This is a genomic window from Paenibacillus sp. LHD-38 (genome assembly GCF_031157315.1).
Lineage (GTDB): Bacteria > Bacillota > Bacilli > Paenibacillales > Paenibacillaceae > Pristimantibacillus.
The window spans coordinates 63,447-86,802 of the sequence record NZ_JAVIFU010000028.1 but is presented as its reverse complement, the minus strand read 5'-3'; the positions used below and the strand labels follow the sequence as shown (position 1 = coordinate 86,802).

Annotated in this window: 18 protein-coding genes and 3 pseudogenes; 11 read left to right on the top strand and 10 right to left on the bottom strand. The window is 46.0% G+C overall.

The window, feature by feature from the left end; translation table 11 throughout:
- Positions 1-542: 542 nt before the first annotated feature.
- Entirely contained in the window at positions 543-1,103 is a 561-nt protein-coding gene (locus RCO25_RS22125; protein ID WP_308998298.1) for a GMC family oxidoreductase N-terminal domain-containing protein, read from the bottom strand.
- A 1,830-nt stretch (positions 1,104-2,933) separates the two neighbouring features.
- Here RCO25_RS22125 and RCO25_RS22120 point away from each other — a divergent pair.
- On the top strand, positions 2,934-4,349 hold the full coding sequence (locus RCO25_RS22120; protein WP_308998297.1) for a sulfatase family protein: 1,416 nt from the start codon (positions 2,934-2,936) through the stop codon (positions 4,347-4,349).
- A gap of 60 nt (positions 4,350-4,409) precedes the next feature.
- Here the strand turns inward: RCO25_RS22120 and RCO25_RS22115 are convergent, their stop codons facing one another.
- Entirely contained in the window at positions 4,410-6,401 is a 1,992-nt protein-coding gene (locus tag RCO25_RS22115; RefSeq protein WP_308998296.1) for a beta-galactosidase, read from the bottom strand.
- A gap of 141 nt (positions 6,402-6,542) precedes the next feature.
- On the opposite strand from RCO25_RS22115, the gene RCO25_RS22110 reads away from it, so the two are divergent.
- Positions 6,543-7,394, top strand: coding sequence for a helix-turn-helix transcriptional regulator (locus RCO25_RS22110; protein WP_308998295.1), 852 nt, complete (start codon positions 6,543-6,545; stop codon positions 7,392-7,394).
- Positions 7,395-7,461: 67 nt separating this feature from the next.
- On the opposite strand, the pseudogene RCO25_RS22105 reads toward RCO25_RS22110, so the two are convergent.
- Positions 7,462-7,680, bottom strand: a pseudogene (locus RCO25_RS22105) (helix-turn-helix transcriptional regulator); the annotation flags it as partial.
- Between the two features lie 124 nt (positions 7,681-7,804).
- On the opposite strand from RCO25_RS22105, the gene RCO25_RS22100 reads away from it, so the two are divergent.
- Positions 7,805-8,668 carry a transposase gene (locus RCO25_RS22100; protein WP_308998294.1) on the top strand — a complete coding sequence of 288 codons (864 nt, stop codon included), beginning with the start codon at positions 7,805-7,807 and terminating at the stop codon, positions 8,666-8,668.
- On the opposite strand, the pseudogene RCO25_RS22095 reads toward RCO25_RS22100, so the two are convergent.
- Together RCO25_RS22095 and RCO25_RS22090 are read right to left on the bottom strand one after the other, a co-directional pair.
- Positions 8,560-9,039: pseudogene (locus tag RCO25_RS22095) on the bottom strand (transposase); the annotation flags it as partial. The gene RCO25_RS22100 and the pseudogene RCO25_RS22095 sit on opposite strands and share 109 nt — an antisense overlap.
- Before the next feature lie 340 nt (positions 9,040-9,379).
- Entirely contained in the window at positions 9,380-10,915 is a 1,536-nt protein-coding gene (locus RCO25_RS22090; protein ID WP_308998293.1) for a sulfatase family protein, read from the bottom strand.
- Positions 10,916-11,021: 106 nt separating this feature from the next.
- Here RCO25_RS22090 and RCO25_RS22085 point away from each other — a divergent pair, with 106 nt between their 5' ends.
- From RCO25_RS22085 to RCO25_RS22060, 6 genes are all read left to right on the top strand, one after another.
- Entirely contained in the window at positions 11,022-11,900 is an 879-nt protein-coding gene (locus tag RCO25_RS22085) for an AraC family transcriptional regulator (protein ID WP_308998292.1), read from the top strand.
- Between the two features lie 167 nt (positions 11,901-12,067).
- Positions 12,068-12,397, top strand: a complete 330-nt coding sequence (locus RCO25_RS22080) for a site-specific integrase (protein WP_308998291.1) — start codon at positions 12,068-12,070, stop codon at positions 12,395-12,397.
- 103 nt (positions 12,398-12,500) lie between these two features.
- Complete coding sequence (locus RCO25_RS22075; protein WP_308998290.1) at positions 12,501-14,744, top strand: helix-turn-helix domain-containing protein; 2,244 nt, start codon at positions 12,501-12,503, stop codon at positions 14,742-14,744.
- 269 nt (positions 14,745-15,013) lie between these two features.
- Positions 15,014-15,979, top strand: coding sequence for an ABC transporter permease (locus tag RCO25_RS22070; protein ID WP_308998289.1), 966 nt, complete (start codon positions 15,014-15,016; stop codon positions 15,977-15,979).
- 16 nt (positions 15,980-15,995) lie between these two features.
- Positions 15,996-16,895: a carbohydrate ABC transporter permease gene (locus RCO25_RS22065; RefSeq protein ID WP_308998288.1), complete on the top strand. Its 900-nt coding sequence runs from the start codon at positions 15,996-15,998 to the stop codon at positions 16,893-16,895.
- Positions 16,896-16,937: 42 nt separating this feature from the next.
- Complete coding sequence (locus RCO25_RS22060; protein ID WP_308998287.1) at positions 16,938-18,488, top strand: extracellular solute-binding protein; 1,551 nt, start codon at positions 16,938-16,940, stop codon at positions 18,486-18,488.
- A 352-nt stretch (positions 18,489-18,840) separates the two neighbouring features.
- Here the strand turns inward: RCO25_RS22060 and RCO25_RS22055 are convergent.
- The 3 genes and pseudogenes from RCO25_RS22055 to RCO25_RS22045 form a co-directional block, all read right to left on the bottom strand.
- Positions 18,841-19,082 (bottom strand): annotated as a pseudogene (locus RCO25_RS22055) (transposase); the annotation flags it as partial.
- Between the two features lie 236 nt (positions 19,083-19,318).
- Entirely contained in the window at positions 19,319-20,191 is an 873-nt protein-coding gene (locus tag RCO25_RS22050; RefSeq protein WP_308998285.1) for a M23 family metallopeptidase, read from the bottom strand.
- A complete protein-coding gene (locus tag RCO25_RS22045; protein WP_308998284.1) occupies positions 20,184-20,771 on the bottom strand; it encodes a TolB-like translocation protein in 588 nt (195 codons plus the stop codon). Before RCO25_RS22045 ends, RCO25_RS22050 begins: the two co-directional genes overlap by 8 nt.
- A gap of 135 nt (positions 20,772-20,906) precedes the next feature.
- On the opposite strand from RCO25_RS22045, the gene RCO25_RS22040 reads away from it, so the two are divergent.
- Both RCO25_RS22040 and RCO25_RS22035 read left to right on the top strand, forming a co-directional pair.
- Positions 20,907-21,326, top strand: coding sequence for a hypothetical protein (locus RCO25_RS22040; RefSeq protein WP_308998283.1), 420 nt, complete (start codon positions 20,907-20,909; stop codon positions 21,324-21,326).
- Between the two features lie 18 nt (positions 21,327-21,344).
- Positions 21,345-21,575 (top strand): hypothetical protein, encoded by a 231-nt coding sequence (locus RCO25_RS22035; protein WP_308998282.1) that lies wholly within the window; start codon positions 21,345-21,347, stop codon positions 21,573-21,575.
- Positions 21,576-21,594: 19 nt separating this feature from the next.
- Here the strand turns inward: RCO25_RS22035 and RCO25_RS22030 are convergent, their stop codons facing one another.
- Both RCO25_RS22030 and RCO25_RS22025 read right to left on the bottom strand, forming a co-directional pair.
- Positions 21,595-22,437: a carbohydrate ABC transporter permease gene (locus RCO25_RS22030; protein WP_308998281.1), complete on the bottom strand. Its 843-nt coding sequence runs from the start codon at positions 22,435-22,437 to the stop codon at positions 21,595-21,597.
- Positions 22,438-22,452: 15 nt separating this feature from the next.
- Positions 22,453-23,346 carry a carbohydrate ABC transporter permease gene (locus RCO25_RS22025; protein WP_308998280.1) on the bottom strand — a complete coding sequence of 298 codons (894 nt, stop codon included), beginning with the start codon at positions 23,344-23,346 and terminating at the stop codon, positions 22,453-22,455.
- Positions 23,347-23,356: the final 10 nt, after the last annotated feature.

Sequence of the window (23,356 nt, the reverse complement as noted above, 5' to 3'; positions counted from 1 at the left end):
CCAAAGTAACGAGGCAACTCCCGCCCATCATCTGCAATGGCAACCGAAATTTTTTCTTTCGACACATCTAAACCGACGTATTTTGTGGCAGAATGCATAGTAGACAGCTCCTTTTGCTTGTAGTTCTGAAAATGGTGTGGTTTACACTATCCATTTTTAACCTACGATTCGAAGTAAATACGGGGCTGTTTTACGTTCATCATAGCTAGTTCAACGAGTTCTAGCTACCTGATTACGAAAACCGGATTCCTTTGTAGAATAAAGGGTCCGGTTTTTTCATGTAATGAATTGCTCAGCATACGATTTTTTCCGTTTCGTGAGGTGACCCCAGGTACCCCATATTCATCTTTGTTGTCCGGCTGCAGTTCAACCCGATTCTCAAAGCGATTTTCCATTGCGCCGAAAAGCAGCATTTCGACGGCCAGTTCCTCCGGTAGCGGCCTTGTTTGATGAGCGGAATACCAAAAACTTTCCGGTCCGTACAAACGAACCTGATAGGGCCTCTCCAACGTTTGGGGGATATAAATCCCAAGCATGCCAAGCTATTCGGGAAACGCCTTCCGATCCACTGTTCCTTTAGCGGAAAGAAACGATTGATTCATCAAATAATGCCCGACCGCCCCTGTTTGAATATTCGAATAAAGCAGTAAGCGCGGTCTTTCGAACGTGCTTGCCGACAACACGACCGTCTTTCCTTTTAGCGTAAAGGAACGTTTATCCGGCGACATCACTTGTACGCCGGTTACCTTTCCGTGATCGACGAGTAGGCGGATGGCACGGGACTGAACCGCCAAGTCAAACGGTCTGGCATTTAACGCTTTCGAAAAAAAAGAAATCGAGCTGGTCATGACGTCGGAATGCACCTCTCTCAAGGTGGACGGCTTCAGATCAGCTGCCATCGGCATCCTAACCGCCTCAGGGAAACCATTCTGCTTCATACGACTCAGCAGAATCTCTGTTAACTGCGCGCCTTCGAAAAAATTATCGGAAACCTTCATGATGCGCTCTGCGGTCTCGTAATACGATTCTAACTCATGAAGGGGGATTGGCCATTCTTCTTGCAGGAACGATTCGATTCGAGTGGCGGCAGCATCCCAAAACAACGTTCTTCCACCCAGGGCGAAAACTTGCCTTGCCCCCAAGTAATCCGGGTAGGATCCGGGCAGTTACCTTGAGTTATTTAAATAATAGTCCCATAAGCGGGAAGGATTCATTGTCGGCAGGTTGCGGACATACGTAGGAATGACTAAATCTCCCCGATCGAGTTTATTTTCGTTGTTCCTCCAGTGTTCGCTTAACCGCCAAAGGAGGGCTCCTCCTCCAGCGCCGGTACCGATGTTTAGGGTATCGTATTCCGTGTTTTCCATTTGTTCGAGTGGCGTCAGCGGAATCCAGGTCTTCATTGGACCGGGCGTTACCGGCGGGGAAAGGGGAGGAGCGGAGGTTATTTGTAGCGTCTTCCAACCTCAAGCGAAGGAGCGTGAGTGAATTGAAAATATGGGTAGCAGGCAAAAAACGCTAAATCTCTGTAACTAATTACTGTAATAAGACTGTAACCTCGTCCGTCTCCGATCGGCGGGAGCCAATCAATCTCATGAAAACTCGGCTCTAAATGTTACAGCAGCCAATCAAATGATGATTATGCAGATACCGTCGAGGTAACGATAACATGACAATTTGAATGCCAGGGCTGCAGCAGGACTTAAAAAAAAGCCATCCTTTAATGTCAAGGGGACCGGCATTAAAGGGTAGTTTATGGTTGGGTATGGGTCTGACGAGAATTTTTTGTAAACTCATAAGCTGCGACATTTCCTGCTGACCTGGCTCAAAAAGCAGGGCATCGACGACGTGCTCATACAACCGTATTCTGGTCACGAAAGCCGAAAAGCAGGAATATAACGAAGTCAAAAATAATTTCTCATTTAATAACATCTACTTTGCGGGTAGTACCAGCGTAGCTGACACCACCCGCAAACACCTATAAAACACTGGTGATTTGACGTCGAAAGTTCCGAAATTATGAGTACCGGAACAAATTCTCGATTCCGAGGGTGGTTTCCGCTTGATTGAGTGGACTTATGGCGTGCCGAATCAACAAGTTCCAATTCCAAAAATAAATTCGGAACATGTTCAAATCCTTGTGGTTTTACTGCATTCGTTAGGATTTACCATATATTTCAATCTACTTTGCGGTCAGTATCAGCTTCGCTGATAATGGGCCTACATCCAATTGCGGAAAGGCTTCTTCATATGGTTTTAACTGATTGCCCAAATCAATTGGGCGAGATGATATATGCGTGGCAGTATCCACTTCACGTCCAGGACCTAGCGAGATAGAAGCGACCATATGTTCATAGGCGTGATCTGTTTCTTTTTGTTCTTCAATGGATATCAGAAGATAATTAATGGGCTCTGCTTTTACGGCGCCGACAAATACTCGTACACCCTTTTTATCCTCTCGAAGTTCCAGTAGATCTCCATAAAAGTTCTTGATACCAAGCTATTTTTTCAAACTGATTTTCAATTCCAGATCAGGCTTTCGATCGTTCGGGGCCTTTTTTTCTTTCTTCGACTTCTTCTTTAACCATGGGATAATAGGCTTTTCCGTGATCATGCAATACAACAACCAACCGATTGTTGGAAGTATTCGCAAAAAGGTACGCTAGAATTTTGTTGTAATATCCATATATCAAAAGACGAAATTTGGAGAAAAAATATAACATTATAATTAAACATGTTCTACATCATTAATTTGCTTGTAAGGAGAGTATAATCATGAATAAAAACCGGATGCAATATAATATAACGAATTGAATATTCATATTTAAACATTGTCCTGATAACTCGAAAAGTAATATAATTTAATTAGAGTATGGAGACTTATTTTAGTTAGGGTGAAATATAATTAATTGAGCATTGAGGAGAGTGTCAGCATGTCAGAGCAACAGGTGAAACGTCCGAATATTATCTTTATTATGAGCGACGATCATGCCGCTCACGCGATAGGCTGTTATGGGAGCCGGATTAACGAAACGCCGAACATCGATCGAATTGCGAATGAAGGCATGAGGCTGGATAACTGCTTCTGCACCAATTCGATTTGTACACCGAGCAGAGCGGCGATCTTAACCGGCACGTACAACCATGTGAACGGCGTAAAGACGCTGTCCGACAGATTGGACGGCAAGCAGCTTACCGTGTCTAAGCTGCTTCAGCAGAATGGGTATCAGACGGCCATCGTCGGCAAGTGGCATCTCGGTCACGGTGGAGACAGCGATCCTACAGGCTTCGATTTTTGGAGCGTTGTTCCTGGGCAGGGAGATTACATAGACCCGTCATTTATCGAGATGGGCCAGACGATCAAAGTTCGAGGTTACGCGACGGATATTATTACGGATAAATCGATTGATTGGATAGAGCGGAGGGACAAGGAGAAGCCGTTTTTTCTGATGTGCCATCATAAAGCGCCCCATCGCCCGTGGATTCCGGACGAGAAGCATGCACATATGTACGAGGATATCGACATTCCGGAGCCGGAGACGTTCAACGATGATTATTCCAACCGCGCAAGCGCCGCCGCCGCGGCGGAAATGCGAATCGACAGAGATTTGACGGCGAGAGATTTCAAGATGGAGCCGCCCGCTCATTTGGAAGGAGCCGCTCTCAAGAGCTGGAAATATCAGCGTTACATCAAAGATTATTTGCGGTGCATCGCATCCGTAGACGATAATGTCGGCCGATTGCTGGACTATCTGGACCGGGAAGGACTGACGGAGGATACGATCGTCATCTATACGTCGGATCAAGGGTTTTTCCTTGGAGACCACGGCTGGTATGACAAACGCTTTATGTATGAGGAATCGCTCCGCATGCCGTTCGTGATCCGTTACCCGCGCAAAATATCGCAGGGCACCGTCAGCAATCATATGGTGCTGAACGTCGATTTCGCGCCGTTATTTTTAACCTATGCGGATATTGAAGTGCCCGAGTCGATGCAAGGAGTCAGCTTCCATCCGATAGTGGAAGGAGACAATTCGGCGGGCTGGCGCACTTCGATGTATTACCGGTACTGGATGCATCTGTCGGAACATAAGGTGTATGCGCATTACGGCATTCGTACGGAGCAATATAAGCTTATCTACTACTATGCCGACGCGCTTGGCACGCTTGGATCGGAGGACGAGCCGAAGACGCCGGAGTGGGAGCTGTTCGATCTGAAGAAGGATCCGTACGAGATGATTAATGTGTACAACGATCCCGATTACGAGAGAGTTGTCGCCGTGCTGGAGAAGGAGCTGCATCGATTGCAGGAGGAGGTAGGAGACGAACGATTCGTTTATCAAGGCTAGCATATAGAAGGGGCTCCTGTTCATCGCCCACGATGAGCGGGAGCCCCTTCGGCATCAAGGTTATGTTCGTTCGATTAATACCCGTACACCGTACGGCTTAAGCAGTAACTCTCCTTCGAGCCATTCGTCGTTCCATACATCGTACATTTGGCGATCAAGCTTCATGGCCGCAGTGTCGCTGGAGCCGTTTAGTACAAAGACATATCGGGTGCCATCCGCGTGCTGCCTCATCGTTGTTTCGATATGTGCAGGGGGCATTGTGCCTAACAGAGTTGGAATCCGAAGCTCGCGGCATCTCTCCTCCAGAAAATCGAGGTAGAAGCGCTCTTCCGCAAATGTGGCGATGAACCAAGAATGGCCATTCCCGACAGGTTGTACCGTCACAGCAGGAAATCCTTCGTACCATTGGCTGGCAAAGGCTCCTGCGACTTGCGCCGATTCGGCCTGAACGAGCTCGTGAAGCATATCCCCTTCGTATAGGCGGTCACGCCAGCTGAATTGTACGCGCGTTTGCGCCCCCGAAGTGGCGGCTTCGAGAGGCTTCGAGCCGAGAAGCTGAATGATGCCGGGATGCAGACGTTCATTGTAATAGGAGGCTTCCTCGTTTTTGATCCCGATCAAAGGATGGAAGACGATCACGCCGCCGCTCTCCGCATATTGCTGCAGCTTAAGGACTAGACCGTCGTCGACGATAGGAAGCATCGGCACAAGAAGCAGCTTATACGCCGTGAAGTCGCCATGTCTTCCGACGGCATCGCAGTTATATCCGAGCTTGCGGACGCTATGGTACAGCTTATTGATATGCTGGACATAAACATTCGGGTTGCCCGTCCAAGCTGATGGATGCTCAATATGCCAGCGGCTTGGGAAGTCATAGAGCACGGCGATTTCGCTTACGACCTGAGAGCCTTCAATCGATTGCGATATGCGATGCAGCCGTTTCCCCAGAGCTTGGCATTCATCGTAAATTCGAGTCGGCTGTCCATCGAAATCGGTAATGGCTCCATGATTTTGTTCGCTGCCGAAGGGGAACCTCTTCCATGGGAAAAAGAAGACGCCGTCCGCACCATTGGCAATCGTATGCAGCACAAGCCGCTCCAGCTCGCCCGGCGCTGGCGTATTGCCCTCCGCCCCTAGAATCGCATGGCCTTCATTACGCAGCTCATAGACGTGGAACGGCGCCTTCTTCAGGCTGCGGTTAACTGCTAGTCCCAATTCGATAGATCGGCAGCGGTCGCCGAACGGCGGGTAATAGTTGGTGCCGGTAATGTCGAGTAGCTTCGCCATCTCGTAATAATCGGTCCGATTGTTCCACAGCATTTGGTTGTTCGTCGTTACGTATTGCTTGGTGTCTTGGATATGCGGGCGGACGGCTTCGGCCAGCAGCCTCGCGGCATTGACGTTGCAGTCGCTGCGGAATTGGCGCCAGGCTTGGATATAAGCGGGATTGTAGTCCGCTTTGGTCAGCCGCGGCGTAGCAATCTGCTCGAAGCGATCGAAGGTCTGTCCCCAAAATACGGTTCCCCAAGCCGTATTAAGCGCGTCGATCCCCTCGTACTTCCGCTTAAGCCAGCTCCGCCACTTGGCCAGACATACCGGACAATGGCAATCCGGTTCATCGCCGATCTCATTGTCGAGATGCCATCCGATAACGGAAGGAAGCCGGCCATACTGGGTGGCCATGGCGGACGCAAGCCGGCTCGCTTTCTCTCGAAGAAGCGGATGGTTGACGCAGAAGGTGTAGCGGCTGGCGTATTCGAGCCGATGTCCTTCCTGCGTAAGGATAAGAACGGTACGGTCCATTTCCACAAGCCAAGCGGGAACGGTACGCATCGGAGGGCAGAGGACAATCTGGATCGCATAGTTGTCCGCGAGACGGATAAACTCATCCAGCCATTCAAAATCATAAATGCCTTCGCTTGGCTCCATCGATTTCCATGCAAATTCGGTAATGCGCAGCGCATTGATCCCGGCTTCGCGCATCAATTGCAAATCTTCCTCCCACCGATGGGCTTCTCTATGCTCGGGATAATAACATGCTCCGTATAACATAATGAGTGTTCCTCTCTTGTTATTGTTGATTGATTAGTTAAATGTTACAATAATAAAGGGATTTAAGAAATCATACTTTTTGAATGCTTATATAACATAATGAATCTAACGACTTCCGGTTCAATAGAGGGGGAGCATGAAGTGGACATTCGTACGATCCGGTTTTTCAAGCTGCCCGAAGCGCCGATGCCTATGTACGTGCATACGACCGGCTACAACGTTCAGAAGCAAATGAATCGCCCGGAAGGCTTTTCCGCCTTCCAGCTTCTGTTCGCCAGAGGGGGGCAAGGCAGATTTCGGCTGTCCAGAGGGGAAGAGTTCGACTTCGGGCCCATGCAATATCTCGTATTGCCGCCCGATTTGCCCCACGAGTATTACACGACTTCGAGCGAGCCTTGGGAAGTGGGGTACGTGTCTTTTCTCGGCGATAAGGTAGAGGAGCTTCTGGCGCATTTCGGTATGGAGCTGTGCAGACCGCATGATCTGCGGGATATGTGCGGCATATGGAGCATGCTGGACGAGTTGTGGAAGATCGGAGACGCCAACTTGGCGGGAGCGGAATGGGAGGCCGTCCGTTTATATTACGGCTTGCTTACGGACCTGAACCGGTTAGTGTTAAGCGGAGCCGAACGAAGTCCGAAGCCTGCGCCCCCTGAGGATAGAGATTCGGGCAGAGCGGTGGCCGAACAGGCAGCTTCTTATTTGAACGAGCATTACAACGAAAACATTTCGATATCCAACGTAGCTTCCACATTCGGGTATACGCAGCAATACTTGAATCAATTGTTTCGGAGAAACTATGGCGTAAGCATGCATCAGTACGTACAGAGAATCCGGCTTCATAAAGCGATCAAGTATATGAAAGAGTCCGAAAGCATGACGATCAAGGAGGTTGCCGGTCTTATCGGGATGGAGCCAAGCTACTTCATCCGCCACTTCCGCCAAGCGACGGGAATGACGCCGGATAAATACCGCAAGCATCGGGCCGAATAGAGCCGTCGAACGAATAACCGCAGAGCTTAGCCGGACTATCCGGTTAGGCTCTGCGGTTCTTGGTTGTTTAAGCTTTCTTCTTGTGAAGCTCCCTATATGCCCCGGGCGTAATGCCCATCGTTTGCTTAAATTTGCGGATGAAGCTGGATTGATTCAAGTAGCCTACGCTTTGGGCGATTTCCTGCACGTTTTTGTCGGTATGAATAAGTTCGCTTTTGACCTTCGTCATACGGAGATCGTTGACATAATCCGATATATTGCGGTTCAGCTGCGCTTTGAAATAGTTGCTTAAATAAGAGGCTCAAAACCGAAATCAGTGCTTGACGAAATAATCCAAGGTTGAAAATGGAAAAACATCTGCTAATCCTGTATTGTTGTAAGTCCTACCAAACAACAAAAAGGAAAAACAGATGCAGATCCAGTATATCAATGAAATGCTTAACATACCAGAGCTAACGATTCATCAGATTCTGCTGATGAGTGCAGATGAAATTCATATAGAAGTAAAGCCCTTAGCCCCAAAGCAATGCTGTCCAGTTTGCCATTCAGACGAATTTGTTACGCTTAAAGGAAGAAACGGTATGCGCACCGTTCGGCACCTTCCTGCTTTTGAGAAAAACGTGTATCTTCTGGTTCCAAGCATCCGGATGCATTGTTCGCAATGCCATTTGGGTTTTGTTTGGGTATACGATTTTGTAGGAGCTAAAAGACGTTACAGTAAGCTTTTTCGAGAGCGAACAGTTGAGCAAGCGCTTGGCTATACAGCAGTTCTTAGCGCCCGTATGCAAGAAACGCCCGCAAGCACCGTACAACGGATGCATAACGAGGCTGTTCCTTTGGAAAGCGAACGACTTTCCGAGCGAGCATGGAAACAAGCGACCGAAAGCACTGGGTTGGTCTTGGGTGTCGATGACTTCGCCATCAAGAAAGGGCATACCTACAACACGGGTTTTCATGATCTGAGAGGTGGAACGTTACTCGATATTTTACCCGGACGAAAGCTAGAGGAATTACGTGCTTATGCCCTGCAGCATTCTGGCTTTTCAACGCCGTCATCATTTCACGCGAAACCGAGACAATTACAAAGCAGACATTTTAGTCGAATGCAATCGCAAACGTATTCCGAGTTAAATCGTCAAGCAATGATTTTGAGGTTGAGCCAAAATTCTTTAGGTGTTTGCTGGTTGAATCGTGCTTTCGTATGCGTAGAATCCACAATGATCGCTTTGCTCTTAATGAGTTCTTTTTCTAATGCGATTTCAACTGTCTTTTGAATAAGCATGTCGAGCAGGTTCACATCTTTCAAGCGAAGTTTACGAAACTTCGTGAGTGAACTCGGATGGATGACCGCATCTTCAGGTGCCATATCTAAGAAATATTTTGGAGACCTATCATATTTAGAACGTTCTACGATATCCACATCCGATAGATCGAAGATCGATTTCAATAACAAATACTTAAACATCCGAATGGGAGGCACTGCGTTACGACCATTGTCGAGGCAATATTTATCTTCTAATTCTTCATGGACGAACGAAAAATCTACAAGGTCATTAATCTGACGCAACATATTATCTTTAGGTACGACAATATCGTATATGCCCATATATGGACTGAGGTTTAAGGTTTGTTGGTTTGAAATCATTCGGGTCACCGCCTAGCTATTATTACCTTTATTATACAAGAATACAGGGCACCCTTCCGCTTAAAATTACGGAAATGGTATCCTGTTTAAGAGTTTTGGACTTTTTCAGTGGCCTCGGCCCCGGCCCAACACGTTTTTTTCTAAGTGCCGTAGCCGGATCGTCAAGGGGCAAAAAACTTTTTTCTTCCATTTGGAAAATTCAAAGCAAAAGAAAAAAGTTTTTTGGTGCTCTTGACCATCCGTCTATGCTCTCGTTCCCGACACCTGACATCTTTCAATTAAAATGGCGGCAAGGGATTAACGAATCCCTTGCCGCCTATCTATTTATCTCTCAGTCCATTTATGCCCCCCAAATACGCGGCATCGGCATGGATTCTTTGCCAAGCTCTGCCCAAATGTACTTAAGCAGCAGTTCGATTTTCAGCGCCGAATATTCTGGATCGTCCCACAAGTTATTGAGCTCGTTCGGGTCGTCCTTCAAATCGAAGATTTCACCGTAGGTTTGGTTATAATAAACGGTGATTTTGTAGCGTTGGTCGACGTACGTTTTCTGGTGAATCGTCGTAGGCTCATGACGGAATTCACATATAGCATGATCTCTGGCAGAAGAAGCCGAGCCTTTCCATACCTGGCTTTGATCTACGCCTGTCATCGCATGCGGGATAGGAATGCCGCTGAGCGACAGGAACGTTGGCGACAGGTCAACGAGCGATTGGATAGCCTCGGACGTTACTCCTGCCGGAACATGTCCCGGGTAACTCACGATGAACGGCAGACGGATCAGATCCTCGTAATGGAAGCCGCCTTTTGCCTGCAAACCGTGTTGGCCGAAGAAATGACCATGATCCGTCGTAAATACGATGATGGTATTGTCTGCGATACCGAGTTCGTCAAGCTTATCCAGAATTTTACCGATATATTTGTCCATTAAGCTGATCATGCCGTAATAGACGGCAACCAGCTTTTTCTTGTCGTAATCGGTAAGCTTCTTCCTCTCCCCGTACTCGTAATAATGGTGTGAACGGTAACCGTGAATGCCTTTACCGGTTTCAGCCCATGGAGAGAAGTCCGGATCGTCCTCTTGCGTTAAGCCGAAATGAGGCGGGTTTTTGTCATGCTCGCCTGGTACAAGAGAGGGAATAGTCAGGGAATCAGGATCGTACATCGTATCCCATGGCTCCGGCACCAAATACTCTGGATGCGGATCGAAGAAGCTTGACCAAAGGAAGAAAGGTTTATCTTCTTCGTTGTACTGCTCCATAAGTGCGTTCGTGCGCTCCGCAATCCATGTGTTATAATGGTATTCCTCGGGTATTGGCCATTTGTACGTAATGGCAGGATCCATGTTGCCTGTAGGCGGGAGGAAGTAATCCCGCCAATTCATGCAGCCTCTCTCCTCCAGCCATAAGGTATAATGCTGGCCAACATGGGCTTCGTTTGTATGATTGCGCGTGAGCTCGACATGCTCGAAGCCGTAGAAGGGACCATGGAAATGCTTCCATTTCTCCAAATCCTGCAGAACCGGATAGGCCTCCACCGACGGGTATTGTTCTGTTGATGTAAGCGGCTGAAAATGGGCTTTGCCTACAAGTGCCGTTTTGTAGCCGGCAGCGTTGAAGTCCTCTCCCACACAGTGACGGTCTTCCATGAGCTTCGTACCCAGCGTCCATGCGCCGTGCTGACTCGGGTATTGTCCCGTGATAATGGAAGCCCGGCTAGGTGTGCATGTCGGGTTGGGGCAATAGGCTCTGGTAAAGGTTGTGCCTGATCGAATGAGTCGATCCAAATTTGGCGTGCTTAATTCATTGTTGAAATAACCTAGCGTGTTCCAATGCTGCTGATCACTCGTAATCAACAAAATGTTTGGTTTTTTCAAGAAAAAATCGCCTCCATATCAATTATTGTAATGTAAATGAAGTGGTCGTAAAATAGCATTATGTATGGTTGATTTATCAATTTGTCAGGTTGAGGGGCGGATTGAGATGAATACGTTTGTAACGGGCGGCTACGAAACCGCCGAGTATTTGTATTACGCGTTGAATGAACTGGACAAGCAATGCTCCATTTGGCCAGTACGCGGAGGCATCACGGAGACGAAGCAAGGCTACTATGTTGGACCAAGGCGGATCGAAAGCTATAGTTTGCACATAGTGAAGGAAGGCATGGTCCGTGTGGAGTGGGATCCTGAAAAAAGCGTGACGTTATCCTCTGGGGACATCTTCTGCTTGTTCCCGATGCGTACCTATACCTACTACGCGATCGAGGGAGAACCACCACCGAAAATGAGCTGGATTGTCATCGATGGTCCGCGTGCAGCAGAGATACTGAAGCCTACCGGAATAAGCAGTGAGAATCCGTTCCTGGAGGGCAAATGGACGCAGGAAGCGGAGCTGGCAGTTAACGGCCTGTTTCGCTTAATGCGCGGCACGGAGACGGAAACCGCCAATGTGCTGTCGCTCGAAATGCAAAGTCTGCTCTATTGCCTCTTTGCCGCGTTATGCCGGACAGTTCCAAAAGCGCAATCATTGGAGACGGCGGACTGGGTTAAGCAAAGCATGTCCTATATCCGGCAGCACGCTTTGGAAGGCATCACTGTTCAGCAAGCAGCTAGAACTGCGGGGATGAACCGGACGTATTACTCGGTCGCTTTTGCGAAGAAGGTGGGAATGTCACCGAACGATTTCATCACGCAGGTTCGGATGGATTCAGCCAAACGGCTCCTCGCAGAGACGAACGCCTCGATTACGGAAGTCGCTTTTACGACCGGCTATTCCTCTTTGTATGCATTTACACGAACGTTTAAGAATCGTTTTTCACTGACGCCAACAGCCTATCGGGAAACCATATGGAAAGGAATGTAGTCCAAGCAGACCCAATTGTTCAACAACAGAAGCAGCGTGCAGCGGGACAGAAGCTGATAGTTGTAAACACCGTATTCGCCTGTTACAAATACATTGTAGGCGGCAAGCAGTGCGGCATCCAGGGAGGCTTCGAGCTCCGTATAATCAAATAGAGGAAAACCGAAAGTTTGTTCGTTTACATGCATGGTTATCGTAAGCTGTTTGAGCTTGCGGCACAAATTAAACCTTCGGAACGTCAACTGGCAATACAGAAAATGGAAGAAGACAATGGATGGGGAATGGGAGACGAGGATTCTTCGATTTTTAACCCTGTCGAGCTTGATGCAAATCAGTGGGTCAGTGACATTCTACCTCTGCGAGTATGTGAGGTGAAGGCGGCCGCGCATCTTAAGGTACGAGAGAAGAAGACTGGGAACACCCGTCGAATTTTAATAACGGAAGCGCTCAAAAACGAAGTCCAAAAGTATTGCCGTACACTAGGCGATAAATATGATTAACGCAATGTTATGATAGAAATGAACTGCAGTTCTGGGTGACCTTCTTTTTTGTAAGCGCTGTTAAACTGCTGGTACCGCATCACGAAAAAGGAATGAAAAATGGATGAAGAAGAGTGTAAGGATTCCTCTTGTTATACAGCATTTATCGTTTTATATCCTGTTACTCATTATTCCAGTCATCATAATGGGGTATATTTTCCATAATTCCTTGCTGACTAATTTAAAAGAACAGGTAACCGAATCAAATGAGCAAAAATTGATACAAATGAAGACGATGATGGATACGAAGCTATCCGAATTGCATAAAATATCGATGCAGGTATCAACGCAGCATGAATTGACGCCTTACTTTTTTAATAATTTTTTTGATGTTTTTAAGGCGAAACAGATACTAGACTATAAAGTCGGCAATGATTTCATCTATGAAGTTTTTTATTATATTAGAGGCGATCAATATTTATTTTCGAGCGGTTCAAGCTATTCGCTTGACTCCTTCATCAACTCCTATTACCAATATCAGAATTGGTCACATGATGATTTCTACAAGGATATCAATGAGAGTAAACAGCCCTTTTTAAGAAATGCAGAAGAGATAAATACATTTAATAGCGAGCTGCTCCATATGATTACTTACGTGGCGCCAGTCCCCTTTAATAGCAAAAATCCGTATGGGACGCTGATTTTCTTTATTAAAGAGCAAATGATTAAAGATATGCTGAACAATGTGGTGAGCTCGCAAGAAGGCAATGCCTTCATCCTTGATCAGAATGGTCAGGCGGTTGCAACGCTATTTGACAGGGATTCCGAAATTTCAACGATTTCAAATGAATACCAGAATGAAATTTTGAATGGGGGCGGCACCTTAACGATAGAAGGAAAGGTATATTATTTGTCTTCTATCAAATCAGATTTTCTGGATTGGACGTTCATCACCATATCGCCGGAATCAGAACTAATGAAGGAAGTAAATGCCGTTAGGAATAAAGTGCTGCTCGCCTATGTCATTATTTTTGGAGCGGGAATACTTCTTATTTTCTTGGGCATGCATTTAAATTATAAACCATTGCACAAGCTCATCCATCATGCCGAAGAGAAATGGTCTCGAGCGGTACAAAACCGCCACGGTCTCGATAAAGTCTGGGAGGCGATTCATTACTCCGAGTCCAGGAATCAGATGTTAAGCGAACGTGTTGAGAACAGCAGACCGGTCCTTCAGAAGCATTTGCTTACTCGGTTGCTTCGAGGAGAGATCATGGATTATGATGAATTGAATTTGCTGGGGGAAGATCTTGGACTTACGTTCGAAGAGTCCACCTATTATGTTGTGCTTGTAGAGTTTCATGGAGATCATACTCCGCCTGCCCAAGAGTGTGCCGCGCTGGTGGAGGGGTGGATGACTCAGCTGCCGATTATGGAAAAATATCAGGTTGAGCTGTTTGAAGCGTCCAAAATTGCGATTATTTTGTCGGGAGATGTGAAGGTGCCGCTGCTGAGCCAGTGGCATCAAAAGTTTATCAAATCCAATTCTTTTACGACAACAATCGGAGTTGGTAACAGCTACAGCGAAATCACTCAAATAGGGAAGTCTTATTTGGAGGCTTCGGCAGCTTTAGATTATAAATTGATCAAAGGCGTCGGTCAGATCATCTTTTTTACGGAGACGTTCGCCGACAACCTCAATTTGCAATGGTATGATAAAAAAATGGTGGCAGACCTTGAGTTATTTTTGAGACAAAGGATGAAAGGCGAGGTCGAGCTGGTGATGGAACAGATCATCCAGATCGTTAAAGCTCCGGCCACCAGCTTATTTATGGCGAAGTGCCTGATCTATGATGTATCAAGCACCGTCATGAGAGTTGTCCATCATATGCATAATGTGAACCATAAGCTTGAAGATGATCTGCCGGACATTTTGCAAATTAATGATTTTCAATCGGTGGAACAATTGGAGGAGACGGTTAAGCAGTTGATTCAGACCGTATTCGCATTGAACGAGGAGGGTCTGTCTGATTACAAGCTGCTGGAGGAGCTGTTATCCTATATTCGGGCCAACTACCAGGATGAGCAATTCTCGATTCAAGCGCTGGCCAGTCACTTTTCATTATCCGAAGCGTATATTATGCGTTATGTGAAGAAGCAAACGGGTGAAACGGTTCTGCAGCATTTGAATCGATTAAGAATGAGTCACACGAAGGAGCTGCTGATCCGTACAGATTTGCCGGTCAAGGATATTGCCCTGCAGGTTGGTTATAGTGATGTATCAAGCTTTATCAGGAAGTTTAAGCAATCGGAGAAGCTCACGCCAGGAGAGTACAGAAAACAATATGCGAATCAAAATGCTGACTGATTTTTGAATATCCACTCCTGAAAGCAGTTGTTTATAGGCTGCATTCAGGAGTGTTTTTTCTGCTGTTCATTTATTGCATAACGGTTCAGTTTTGGCTTACTTCCTTCATTTCTTCTCATTTCGGTTTTCGCACATGCCTGTAGAATTGACTGATTGCCGACGCTTCAAATCCATTTTATGATGACATCAATGGATTTGAGGTGTCGGCTCTAAAATGTAATCGCTTACGACATCCGGACTATGCAAAATGATAAAGGAAGGGGTTAATAATGGAGGTGCAAGGAAATGCAGCAATTCAAGAAAATCAGCTTGTGGCAGTCAGGAAAAAGCCACTACCCCAAAAATTAAAAAAGATATGGCTGAACTACGATTTATATTTATTGCTTCTGCCAACGCTTCTATACTTTTTGGTATTTCACTATTTACCTATGTATGGGGTTCAAATTGCGTTTAAAAACTTCAATCCAGTGCAGGGTATAACGAATAGCCCGTGGATTGGTTTTGATCAATTCGAGCGATTTTTCAATTCTTATCAATTGTCAATTGTATTGAAAAATACGATCGGATTAGCGGTTTTTGAAATGGCAATGTTCCCGATTCCTATTATTATGGCTCTGTTATTGAATCAATTGATGAGCCAGAAGTTTAAGAAGGTTGTACAAACGATCACGTACGCGCCGCATTTTATTTCCGTGGTGGTCATGGTCGGAATGCTGTATCTGTTTCTATCGCCAAGAAGCGGAATCATCAATCAGTTGCTGGTCATTCTGGGCTTTGAGCCGATCTTTTTCTTTGGAATACCAGAATGGTTTAAATCCCTGTTTGTTTTCTCCGGTGTTTGGCAAAACATGGGCTGGGGAATGATCATCTATCTCGCAGCACTGAGCGGCATTAGCCCGGATTTGCATGAAGCGGCCATTATGGACGGAGCGAGCAAGATAAAAAGGATATTGCACATTGATATCCCGGGAATATTGCCTACGGTTATTATTATGCTGATCCTCAGCTTCGGAAGCTTGCTGAATATTGGATTTGAGAAGGTTTACCTGATGCAGAATTCATTGAATGTGTCTTCATCGGAAATTATTCAAACTCATGTATATAAGACCGGTCTGTTAGGCGCCCAATATGGTTATGCGGCTGCAGTCGGATTATTCAACTCGGTCATTAATTTCATTTTGCTTATCGTCATCAATCAGTCAGCGAAAAAAGCTGGACAAGGCAGCTTGTGGTAAGAAAGGAGGTGCTCGGTTGAATACAGTTAGCCGCACCAAAGGAGATAAAATTTTTGATTTTGCGAACACTGCTTTCTTTGTCATCGTTTTATTGGCTACCATCTATCCTTTATATTTCATGCTTATCGCTTCAATTAGTCATCCGGCGGCAGTAAACAACGGGGAAATTTGGATTTGGCCGAAGGATATTACATTTGAAGGCTACAAAATGATTCTGGAGCACGATAAGCTTTGGAACGGGTATAAAAACTCGATTATTTATACAGTGGTTGGCACAGCTATTAATATCTTACTGACGATCACCGGTGGATATGCCTTATCGCGCAAGGATCTCGTAGGGCGAAATGTATTCATGTTCTTTATCACCTTTACGATGTTTTTCGGCGGCGGTATGATCCCGTCCTATTTACTGGTTAAGGATCTGGGTATGGTCAACACGATGTGGGCCTTGGTTATTCCAGGCGCCATCTCCGCTTATAACTTAATCATCGTGAAGACATTCTTCCAAAGCACGATCCCTGATGAACTATTGGATGCGGGAATCGTGGATGGCTGCACGAACTGGAGATTTTTATTAAGTGTCGTTTTACCGTTGTCCAAAGCAATCATCGCAGTTATGGTGCTTTTCTATGCAGTGGGCCATTGGAACACCTATTTCTCCGCATTGATTTATTTGCGTGATGCAGATCTCTATCCGCTTCAATTGGTGTTGAGGGAAGTCTTGATTTTAACTCAGGCGCAGGAGGTCTTTGAAAATTCGGGCGCTTTGATGGAAGGCAGCCTCGAAATGCAAAATTTATCGGGATTGATCAAGTATGGAATTGTGATCGTGGCAAGCCTGCCGATGCTGATTCTTTATCCGTTTGTTCAAAAACATTTTGTTAAAGGTGTTATGATTGGGTCTATTAAAGGTTAAAGGGCCCGTTCATATAAAAAATTAGATTGAGGGGGAAAACAAATGAAGAAGCAGTTTTTGGTTTTATTTGTGACGCTGGCACTTGTTCTAAGCGCCTGCGGCAACACCGGAACTAGCGGCACAGGAGAGACTCCAAAGGATAACGCCGAGGAAAAAGTGACATTTAAGGGATTTGGAGTTAAAGCTCCAGCCGCTACGACAGACTGGAATGATATGCCGTTCCTGCAGCAGTTTGAGGATAATGTAAATATTGATATTGAGTGGACGAATGCAACGACGCAAACGTACCAGGAGCAAGTAAACTTAATGTTCGCCAGCAACGATCTGCCGGACCTGTTCTTCTCCGCATGGACGATGGGGTCCAATGATATTGTGAAATATGGGGCGAACGGTCAGTTGATCCCATTAGAAAGCCTAATCGAAGAGCATGCTCCAAATATTAAGGCGTTTTTTGAAAAGATGCCTGAAATTAAGCAGATGATTACCGCTTCGGACGGCCATATCTATGCGCTGCCGCAATATGACGGTTCCAAAGCAGGCAGATCAAATGATGCTTTCTTCATCAATAAAGGTTGGCTTGATCAATTGAATCTTGAGATTCCAAAAACAACAGAAGAATTCAAGGCCGTATTAAAGGCCTTTAAAGGCCAAGATTTGAATGGCAATGGCAAAAATGATGAAATTCCATTTAGCTTTATGTATAACAATGATATCCGAGGACCACATTCATTGAGCGGCTCTTTCGGTGTTGTCGGGCGTAATATCGGAGTTGAAGACGGTAAGGTGTATTATGCACCGACACGTCCGGAATACAAGGAATACGTTAAATTCATGCATGAATTATACGCGGAAGGCTTGATTGATGTTGAGGCGTTCACACATGATGTACAGGTATACGATTCAAAAGTAAAGAGCAGCACGCCAATTTTAGGCGCTTATTTCAATTGGTCCAACTTTGCGATGTTTGGTAAATCAGAAACAGATTATGCAGCAATTGAACCATTGAAAGGACCGAACGGCGACCAGATGTGGAATCGTAACTTTGGAACCTTCAGTGCTTCCGGATTTTCAATTACGAATGCCAATAAAAATCCAGAGCGCACAATCAAATGGGTAGATCAAATGTTTGAACCAGAAACAGGCATTCAGATATCTCTAGGGCCATTCGGTGAAAACCTGACCAAAGAAGCCGATAGCACGATTTCAATTGTTAATGCGCCTGAAGGAGTAGGCTATGAAGAATTTAGACATAAGACGACGCCAGGCTCCTACGGTGTATTTGCAAACCTGGAGGAAACGCTGAATAAAGTGACGAAGAGCGATGGACAAAAAGAGAAAGAGAAGTATGCAGAAATGTATGCTCCATATCAGCCGGAAGAAATTTATCCGAATGTTATGTATAGCGCAGAAGATGCAGAACGTCTGTCCATCTTACAAACAGATATCGACGGTTACATCAAAGAAATGATCCCTAAATTCATGATTCAAGGCAAAGCGGATGAAGGATGGGATGCTTACGTTGATCAATTGAATAAAATGGGCTATGACGAGCTGATGGGTATCTATCAAAAATATTACGATAATTTTAAATAATCATCATTTTTTGAAAAAAAGGTACGGTGACCCGTACCCTTTTTCTTATCCTGATTCTTCGGCTTAATTAGCATTTATCAAAATTTCGTTCCTCTCCATAACCAATAGGTATCACTTCTGTCTGTGGATGATCAACTGGGAGCTGATTCGGCATGGTAGGCATTAATACTACATGGGGTTCCGCCAACAAAACGCGGAAAACGTACGCTTAGGTTTTTGTAGGAGTCTGATTCGAGTAATTGATAACTCTAAGGAACCGGTAAAGCTGTTATAACTTGCATAGTAGTTACCAGATGTCTCCATAAGTTTGCACTTCGTGACAGCAACGCTGCTGCTACCACTTCACCTTGGCAAGAAATTGAAGCACTCCTGTGAAGACGGTCTTGAGCACCTCTTTTTATACGCTCGGGACGAAAATGATTAATGGTACGGAAATCTGGGAGCTGTCTGCTGGCAATCCACATAAACATGACATTCTCGCGGACGGCTTTGGCGATTTGATGGGAGGAGTAGACTCGATGCGTATAAGCGTAAATGATGACTTTGGTAAACGTTTGGGATGGAACAGTCTCGTCCTCCACCAGGATAGTCATCCCTGAAGATCTGATCGTCCAAACCGGCTAAACCCCCGAAATATTGAGTCTTGGTCACCTAACGTCGCTATTACTTAGTCTTTATTCAATTTCCTTACACTTTAACCGTTACTTAGAAAATGGTGGGTCGCACTTCCATTTTACCAAGCAACGGTTTCTTTTTGTTTATTCCGAGCAAAAAAACAGGGCTGTCACTCAGGCCACTTTATGACCTTATTGGTTGTGCCATTAGGATTGCTATTGGGTTGTGGGTTGTTCATACTTAGGAATCATGAATGCGTAATTGTAACCTGAAGTATATGGATTCTGTGAACGTACCATCCAGTTGATTATTTCCCCTGTTGTGTATAAGCTCCCTAGATTATAGCTAAATTCGTCACCAGACTTTGTCATTTGTACACTGGACCACGAGGCAGTTCCGTCTTTACGATGAAAGAGGGTAACAGAATTGGAATTTAGGGATTTCTTAATACCTGATGCTACTTCGTAAGAAACTACTTTAGCGATGTTGTTGGTCCAAGTGACAAGTGAAATAAAATCCAAATCGCGTCCATAGTTCCAATTACTTGTCCATCTGTAATATGGCTCGTTTCTGGTCCATACCATTGTACCTGATCGACTTGTTCTTGTGCCAAAATGGAGGTGATAACTTGTTCCACCATTTTCGTTCCCAGATAGAGCCACTTTTGTTCCTTCCGTTATTTTAGTAGTACTTGAAGTAATAAATCCAACAGCCGATAAGTGATCATAATAAATTTTCAGATTATCGTTATTTAATCCATCGCCATTGGTATCGCATTTTAAGATTAAATGATACGTTGAAGTCGCGTTTTGACTAGTAACCCAACCATCACAAACGGCATTAACATCAGTAGGTGTTTGAGCCCGAATATCAATGCCTTGATGTGGATTGGTGCCTGTACTTCGAGGTTGATTCCATTGTGAAGTAACAACAGGAAAACCGGATATTGAAGTAGCCAAATCAAGCGTATCAGCTGCGGGTCCAACTCCACCGAAGCTAATGTCATATGGAGCGGCTGAAACAGAAGTGGCGATTAGTATAAGAATCAAAGTAAGATTTACAATGGTGAAAGAAAATTTTTTATTCATCCGAATCACCTCCGGGATTTAACGATATGGTCCAAGCTTTGCTGTTCCCACTCTGTCTTCCATTTACCAAAAGTAGGTTATTAATAATCCATTCAGCAGTTGAAGTGTAAATTACATTATCAGCTGCTTTAAAGTTTGACATTTCCCCGGATTTAAGATCAATAACCCTCACAGTACGTTCGCCAGTATTTCCAGTATAATCCAACGCAACAACTCTGTCTCCTTTTGGTGAAAAGGTTGCCGTAGGATCAAACTGTATTCCGTCTTCAAGAGACAATACTTGTTGCTTCTCTTGATTAGCTATATCAAAAGTCCAGATTTCGGAGCTGGGTCTTTGAGGGGAATACAGTATTTTTCCTCCATCACTCGACAAGTCCAAAATATCGACATTATGTAGCAGACTCAAACCGGCTTCACTTTTTAGTGAAAGTTCTTTTATTGTATAGCCTGATCCATCTGTATTAAATTCCCGAATAAGAAGATGATCGTCTTTGGTCCAACCTAAGACATTTCGAGCCTGCTTGCTTTCATATATTTTATTCTCTGTCCCTTGAGCTAAATTAATGATCCATACTTCCATTCCGGCAGAGTCAACCGAACGGTGAGCATTACTTGTTTGAAGATGGTGACAACCTATTTACGATTCATGCTAAAACCTTAGAAATATTACAAGTTGTGACGGTTGCAAAAAAGGTTATGTTTAGGGTTGTTAATCATGGTATGCGGATACTTCCTCATCCCAAGCCATGCAGATGCGCTCAAATGTATGAAGCCGCCCGCTGTCGAGCAGGCCTACGACCAATATGACGGGGTCGTTGTCGCCAAGGTCGACGAGATTGCCAGCCGTTCCGATCATCGTGACGTGGCATTGACGGTAGAGCAGAGCTTCAAGGGCGTGAAGGACGAGAAGTTAACCATCAAAGAAGACATGAGCTGGGGGACGAGCGAACAAGGGGAGAGATATTTATTTTTCCTGCAACAATCGGACAACGGCGAATGGGAGCTGCCGTTATGTTCGCCGACGATGAAGGCTGCGGATGCCGTGCAAGAGCTGGACTATTTGCGGGACAAGGAAATTTGGCCGGATGAAGCCGGTACCGCCGACCAGCCGGGCGGTGATCGGAAGGTGAAGTGAAGAGCGGCAGCCGAAGCAATGTCCTTGGAAGCAGCACCGGGCGAAGCAATGACGCGCGACGCGATATCCACCGGAGCCGAAGCGCTATCCACGGAAGTCACACCGTTTGTCGCGGATGCGGTATCGGGCGCCGACGGCCAAGATGAAGTCGGCACTTTCCCATGGCTTGAAGCCGCCGTTCCGGCCGGCGTCATAGGATTCGCCGCATACGGCGCCATTCACCTCAAAAAGCGGCAGAGGAAGGGATAACCTTCTTCTGCCGTTCCTCTCATTCTTTTACTCCTCCTGCCGTCAAGCCTTCCACCATGTACCGCTGCAAAAACATAAACAAAATGAGTAGAGGTAAAGTGGCTACGACGGCGGCGGCCGAAGCGCCGGCCCAGTTGTAAGTGAATTCTCCCAAATAAGTTAGGGACAAGCCGGGGCTGATCGTTCGTTTATCCAAGTCGCTGACGAGCGTCAAGCCGAATAAGAAGTCATCCCATGCAATCAGGAACGTATAGATCGCAATAGAGATGATGCCTGGAAGGGACAAGGGGACGACGATGCCGAAGAGCGTGCGCAGTCTCGATGCGCCGTCGATTTGGGCGGCTTCGTCAAGCTCCTTCGATATCCCGTCGAAGAACGTTTTCATCAGCATGACGCTGAACGGCAATGCCGTCGTTGTGGCGGCCAGCACAAGCACGAACAGCGTGTTGAGCATTTGCATTTCCCGGAACTGCGCATACATACCGATAACAAGCGTGACGGCCGGGAACATTTGCGTCGACAGCAGGATCAGAAGCACGAGGCCGCTGCCCGGAAAGCGGTAACGCGACAAGGCGAAGCCGGTTAACACGGCTACGACGATACACAGCGCGGTTGCGCCAGCCGCGACGATTAACGTATTGCCGTAGAAGGTTAGAAATTGCGCATTCGTAAAGACCGACAAGTAGCTCGACCAGTCTATGTCAGCGGGAAACCATTTGATGGGCATCTGCATCAGATCCGCGTTGCTCTGAAGGGAAGTGTTCGCGATCCAGTAGACGGGAAACATGAGCACTACAAGCAGAATCGCGAGTATGAAATAAATGAAGCCGAGGTGCAATCTTTTTTTCATCGTAATCGTCATGTTCTTTCCCTCCTGCTACCTATGAGATTCTCTGTTCATTAGCCGCGTAAAGAGTACGGAGAAGCTTAGCAGCACAATGAGCCAGATCACTCCGATAGCCGAACCTTTGCCGAGGTCGTAGCGTTCGAATGCCACTTCATAGGTCAAGATAGCCAGCGATTTGGTCGCGTCTGCCGGCCCGCCTCCCGTCAAGGTATAGAACAACGTGAACATTTGGAAGTTTTGTACGATCATCATTAAAGTTACGCTCGTTATGACAGGCTTCAGGAGCGGGATCGTAATGCTTGTCAGAATACGGAAAGGGCCAGATCCGTCGATTTTGGCGGCTTCGTATAAGCTGCGCGAGATGTTTTGCATGCCTGCCAGAAGCATAACGGCGACCAATGGAGTCTGTCTGAACACCGCAACGGCGATTATCGCGCCCAAAGCGAAGTCGAAGCTGCTTAGCCAAGTGATATTGTTTTCTATAAGACCTATGGATTTTAGGGCGTAATTGAGCACGCCGAAGTCGGGCTGGTAGATCCATAGGAAAATTAGCGCGGTTACAATGGTCGGAATCGCCCAAGGAATCATGACGATGCTTCGGAAGAACGTCCTGAACTTGATCTGCTGATTGAGCAATAGCGCCATGCCAAGGCCGAGCAGCAAATCCAAACCTACGGCGAAAAAGACATAAGTGAGCGTAATGCCGAAAGAATGATAGAAGTCTTCTGATTTCAAAATATCGATGTAATTTTGGAAGTTGTTCCATTTGTGCTCGCTGCTCAGCAGGGAATAATCCTGAAAGCTGACGGATATGGCATTCAGTAGCGGGCCAATAATGGTAACGGCCAACAAGATGACGGCGGGGAGCATTAGGAACAATAAAAATCCGAATTGTCTCACGTTAAATTTAGCATGCTGGGTCATAGGGTCGCGG

What these genes read in the sequence shown, in the direction of transcription:
- RCO25_RS22120 (WP_308998297.1), top strand. Translation starts at nt 2,934, where the DNA reads ATGTCAGAGCAACAGGTGAAACGTCCGAATATTATCTTTATTATGAGC.
- RCO25_RS22115 (WP_308998296.1), bottom strand. Translation starts at nt 6,401, where the DNA reads ATGTTATACGGAGCATGTTATTATCCCGAGCATAGAGAAGCCCATCGG.
- RCO25_RS22100 (WP_308998294.1), top strand. Translation starts at nt 7,805, where the DNA reads ATGCAGATCCAGTATATCAATGAAATGCTTAACATACCAGAGCTAACG.
- RCO25_RS22085 (WP_308998292.1), top strand. Translation starts at nt 11,022, where the DNA reads ATGAATACGTTTGTAACGGGCGGCTACGAAACCGCCGAGTATTTGTAT.
- RCO25_RS22075 (WP_308998290.1), top strand. Translation starts at nt 12,501, where the DNA reads ATGAAGAAGAGTGTAAGGATTCCTCTTGTTATACAGCATTTATCGTTT.
- RCO25_RS22070 (WP_308998289.1), top strand. Translation starts at nt 15,014, where the DNA reads ATGGAGGTGCAAGGAAATGCAGCAATTCAAGAAAATCAGCTTGTGGCA.
- RCO25_RS22060 (WP_308998287.1), top strand. Translation starts at nt 16,938, where the DNA reads ATGAAGAAGCAGTTTTTGGTTTTATTTGTGACGCTGGCACTTGTTCTA.
- RCO25_RS22050 (WP_308998285.1), bottom strand. Translation starts at nt 20,191, where the DNA reads ATGAATAAAAAATTTTCTTTCACCATTGTAAATCTTACTTTGATTCTT.
- RCO25_RS22045 (WP_308998284.1), bottom strand. Translation starts at nt 20,771, where the DNA reads ATGGAAGTATGGATCATTAATTTAGCTCAAGGGACAGAGAATAAAATA.
- RCO25_RS22040 (WP_308998283.1), top strand. Translation starts at nt 20,907, where the DNA reads ATGGTATGCGGATACTTCCTCATCCCAAGCCATGCAGATGCGCTCAAA.
- RCO25_RS22035 (WP_308998282.1), top strand. Translation starts at nt 21,345, where the DNA reads ATGTCCTTGGAAGCAGCACCGGGCGAAGCAATGACGCGCGACGCGATA.
- RCO25_RS22030 (WP_308998281.1), bottom strand. Translation starts at nt 22,437, where the DNA reads ATGACGATTACGATGAAAAAAAGATTGCACCTCGGCTTCATTTATTTC.
- RCO25_RS22025 (WP_308998280.1), bottom strand. Translation starts at nt 23,346, where the DNA reads ATGACCCAGCATGCTAAATTTAACGTGAGACAATTCGGATTTTTATTG.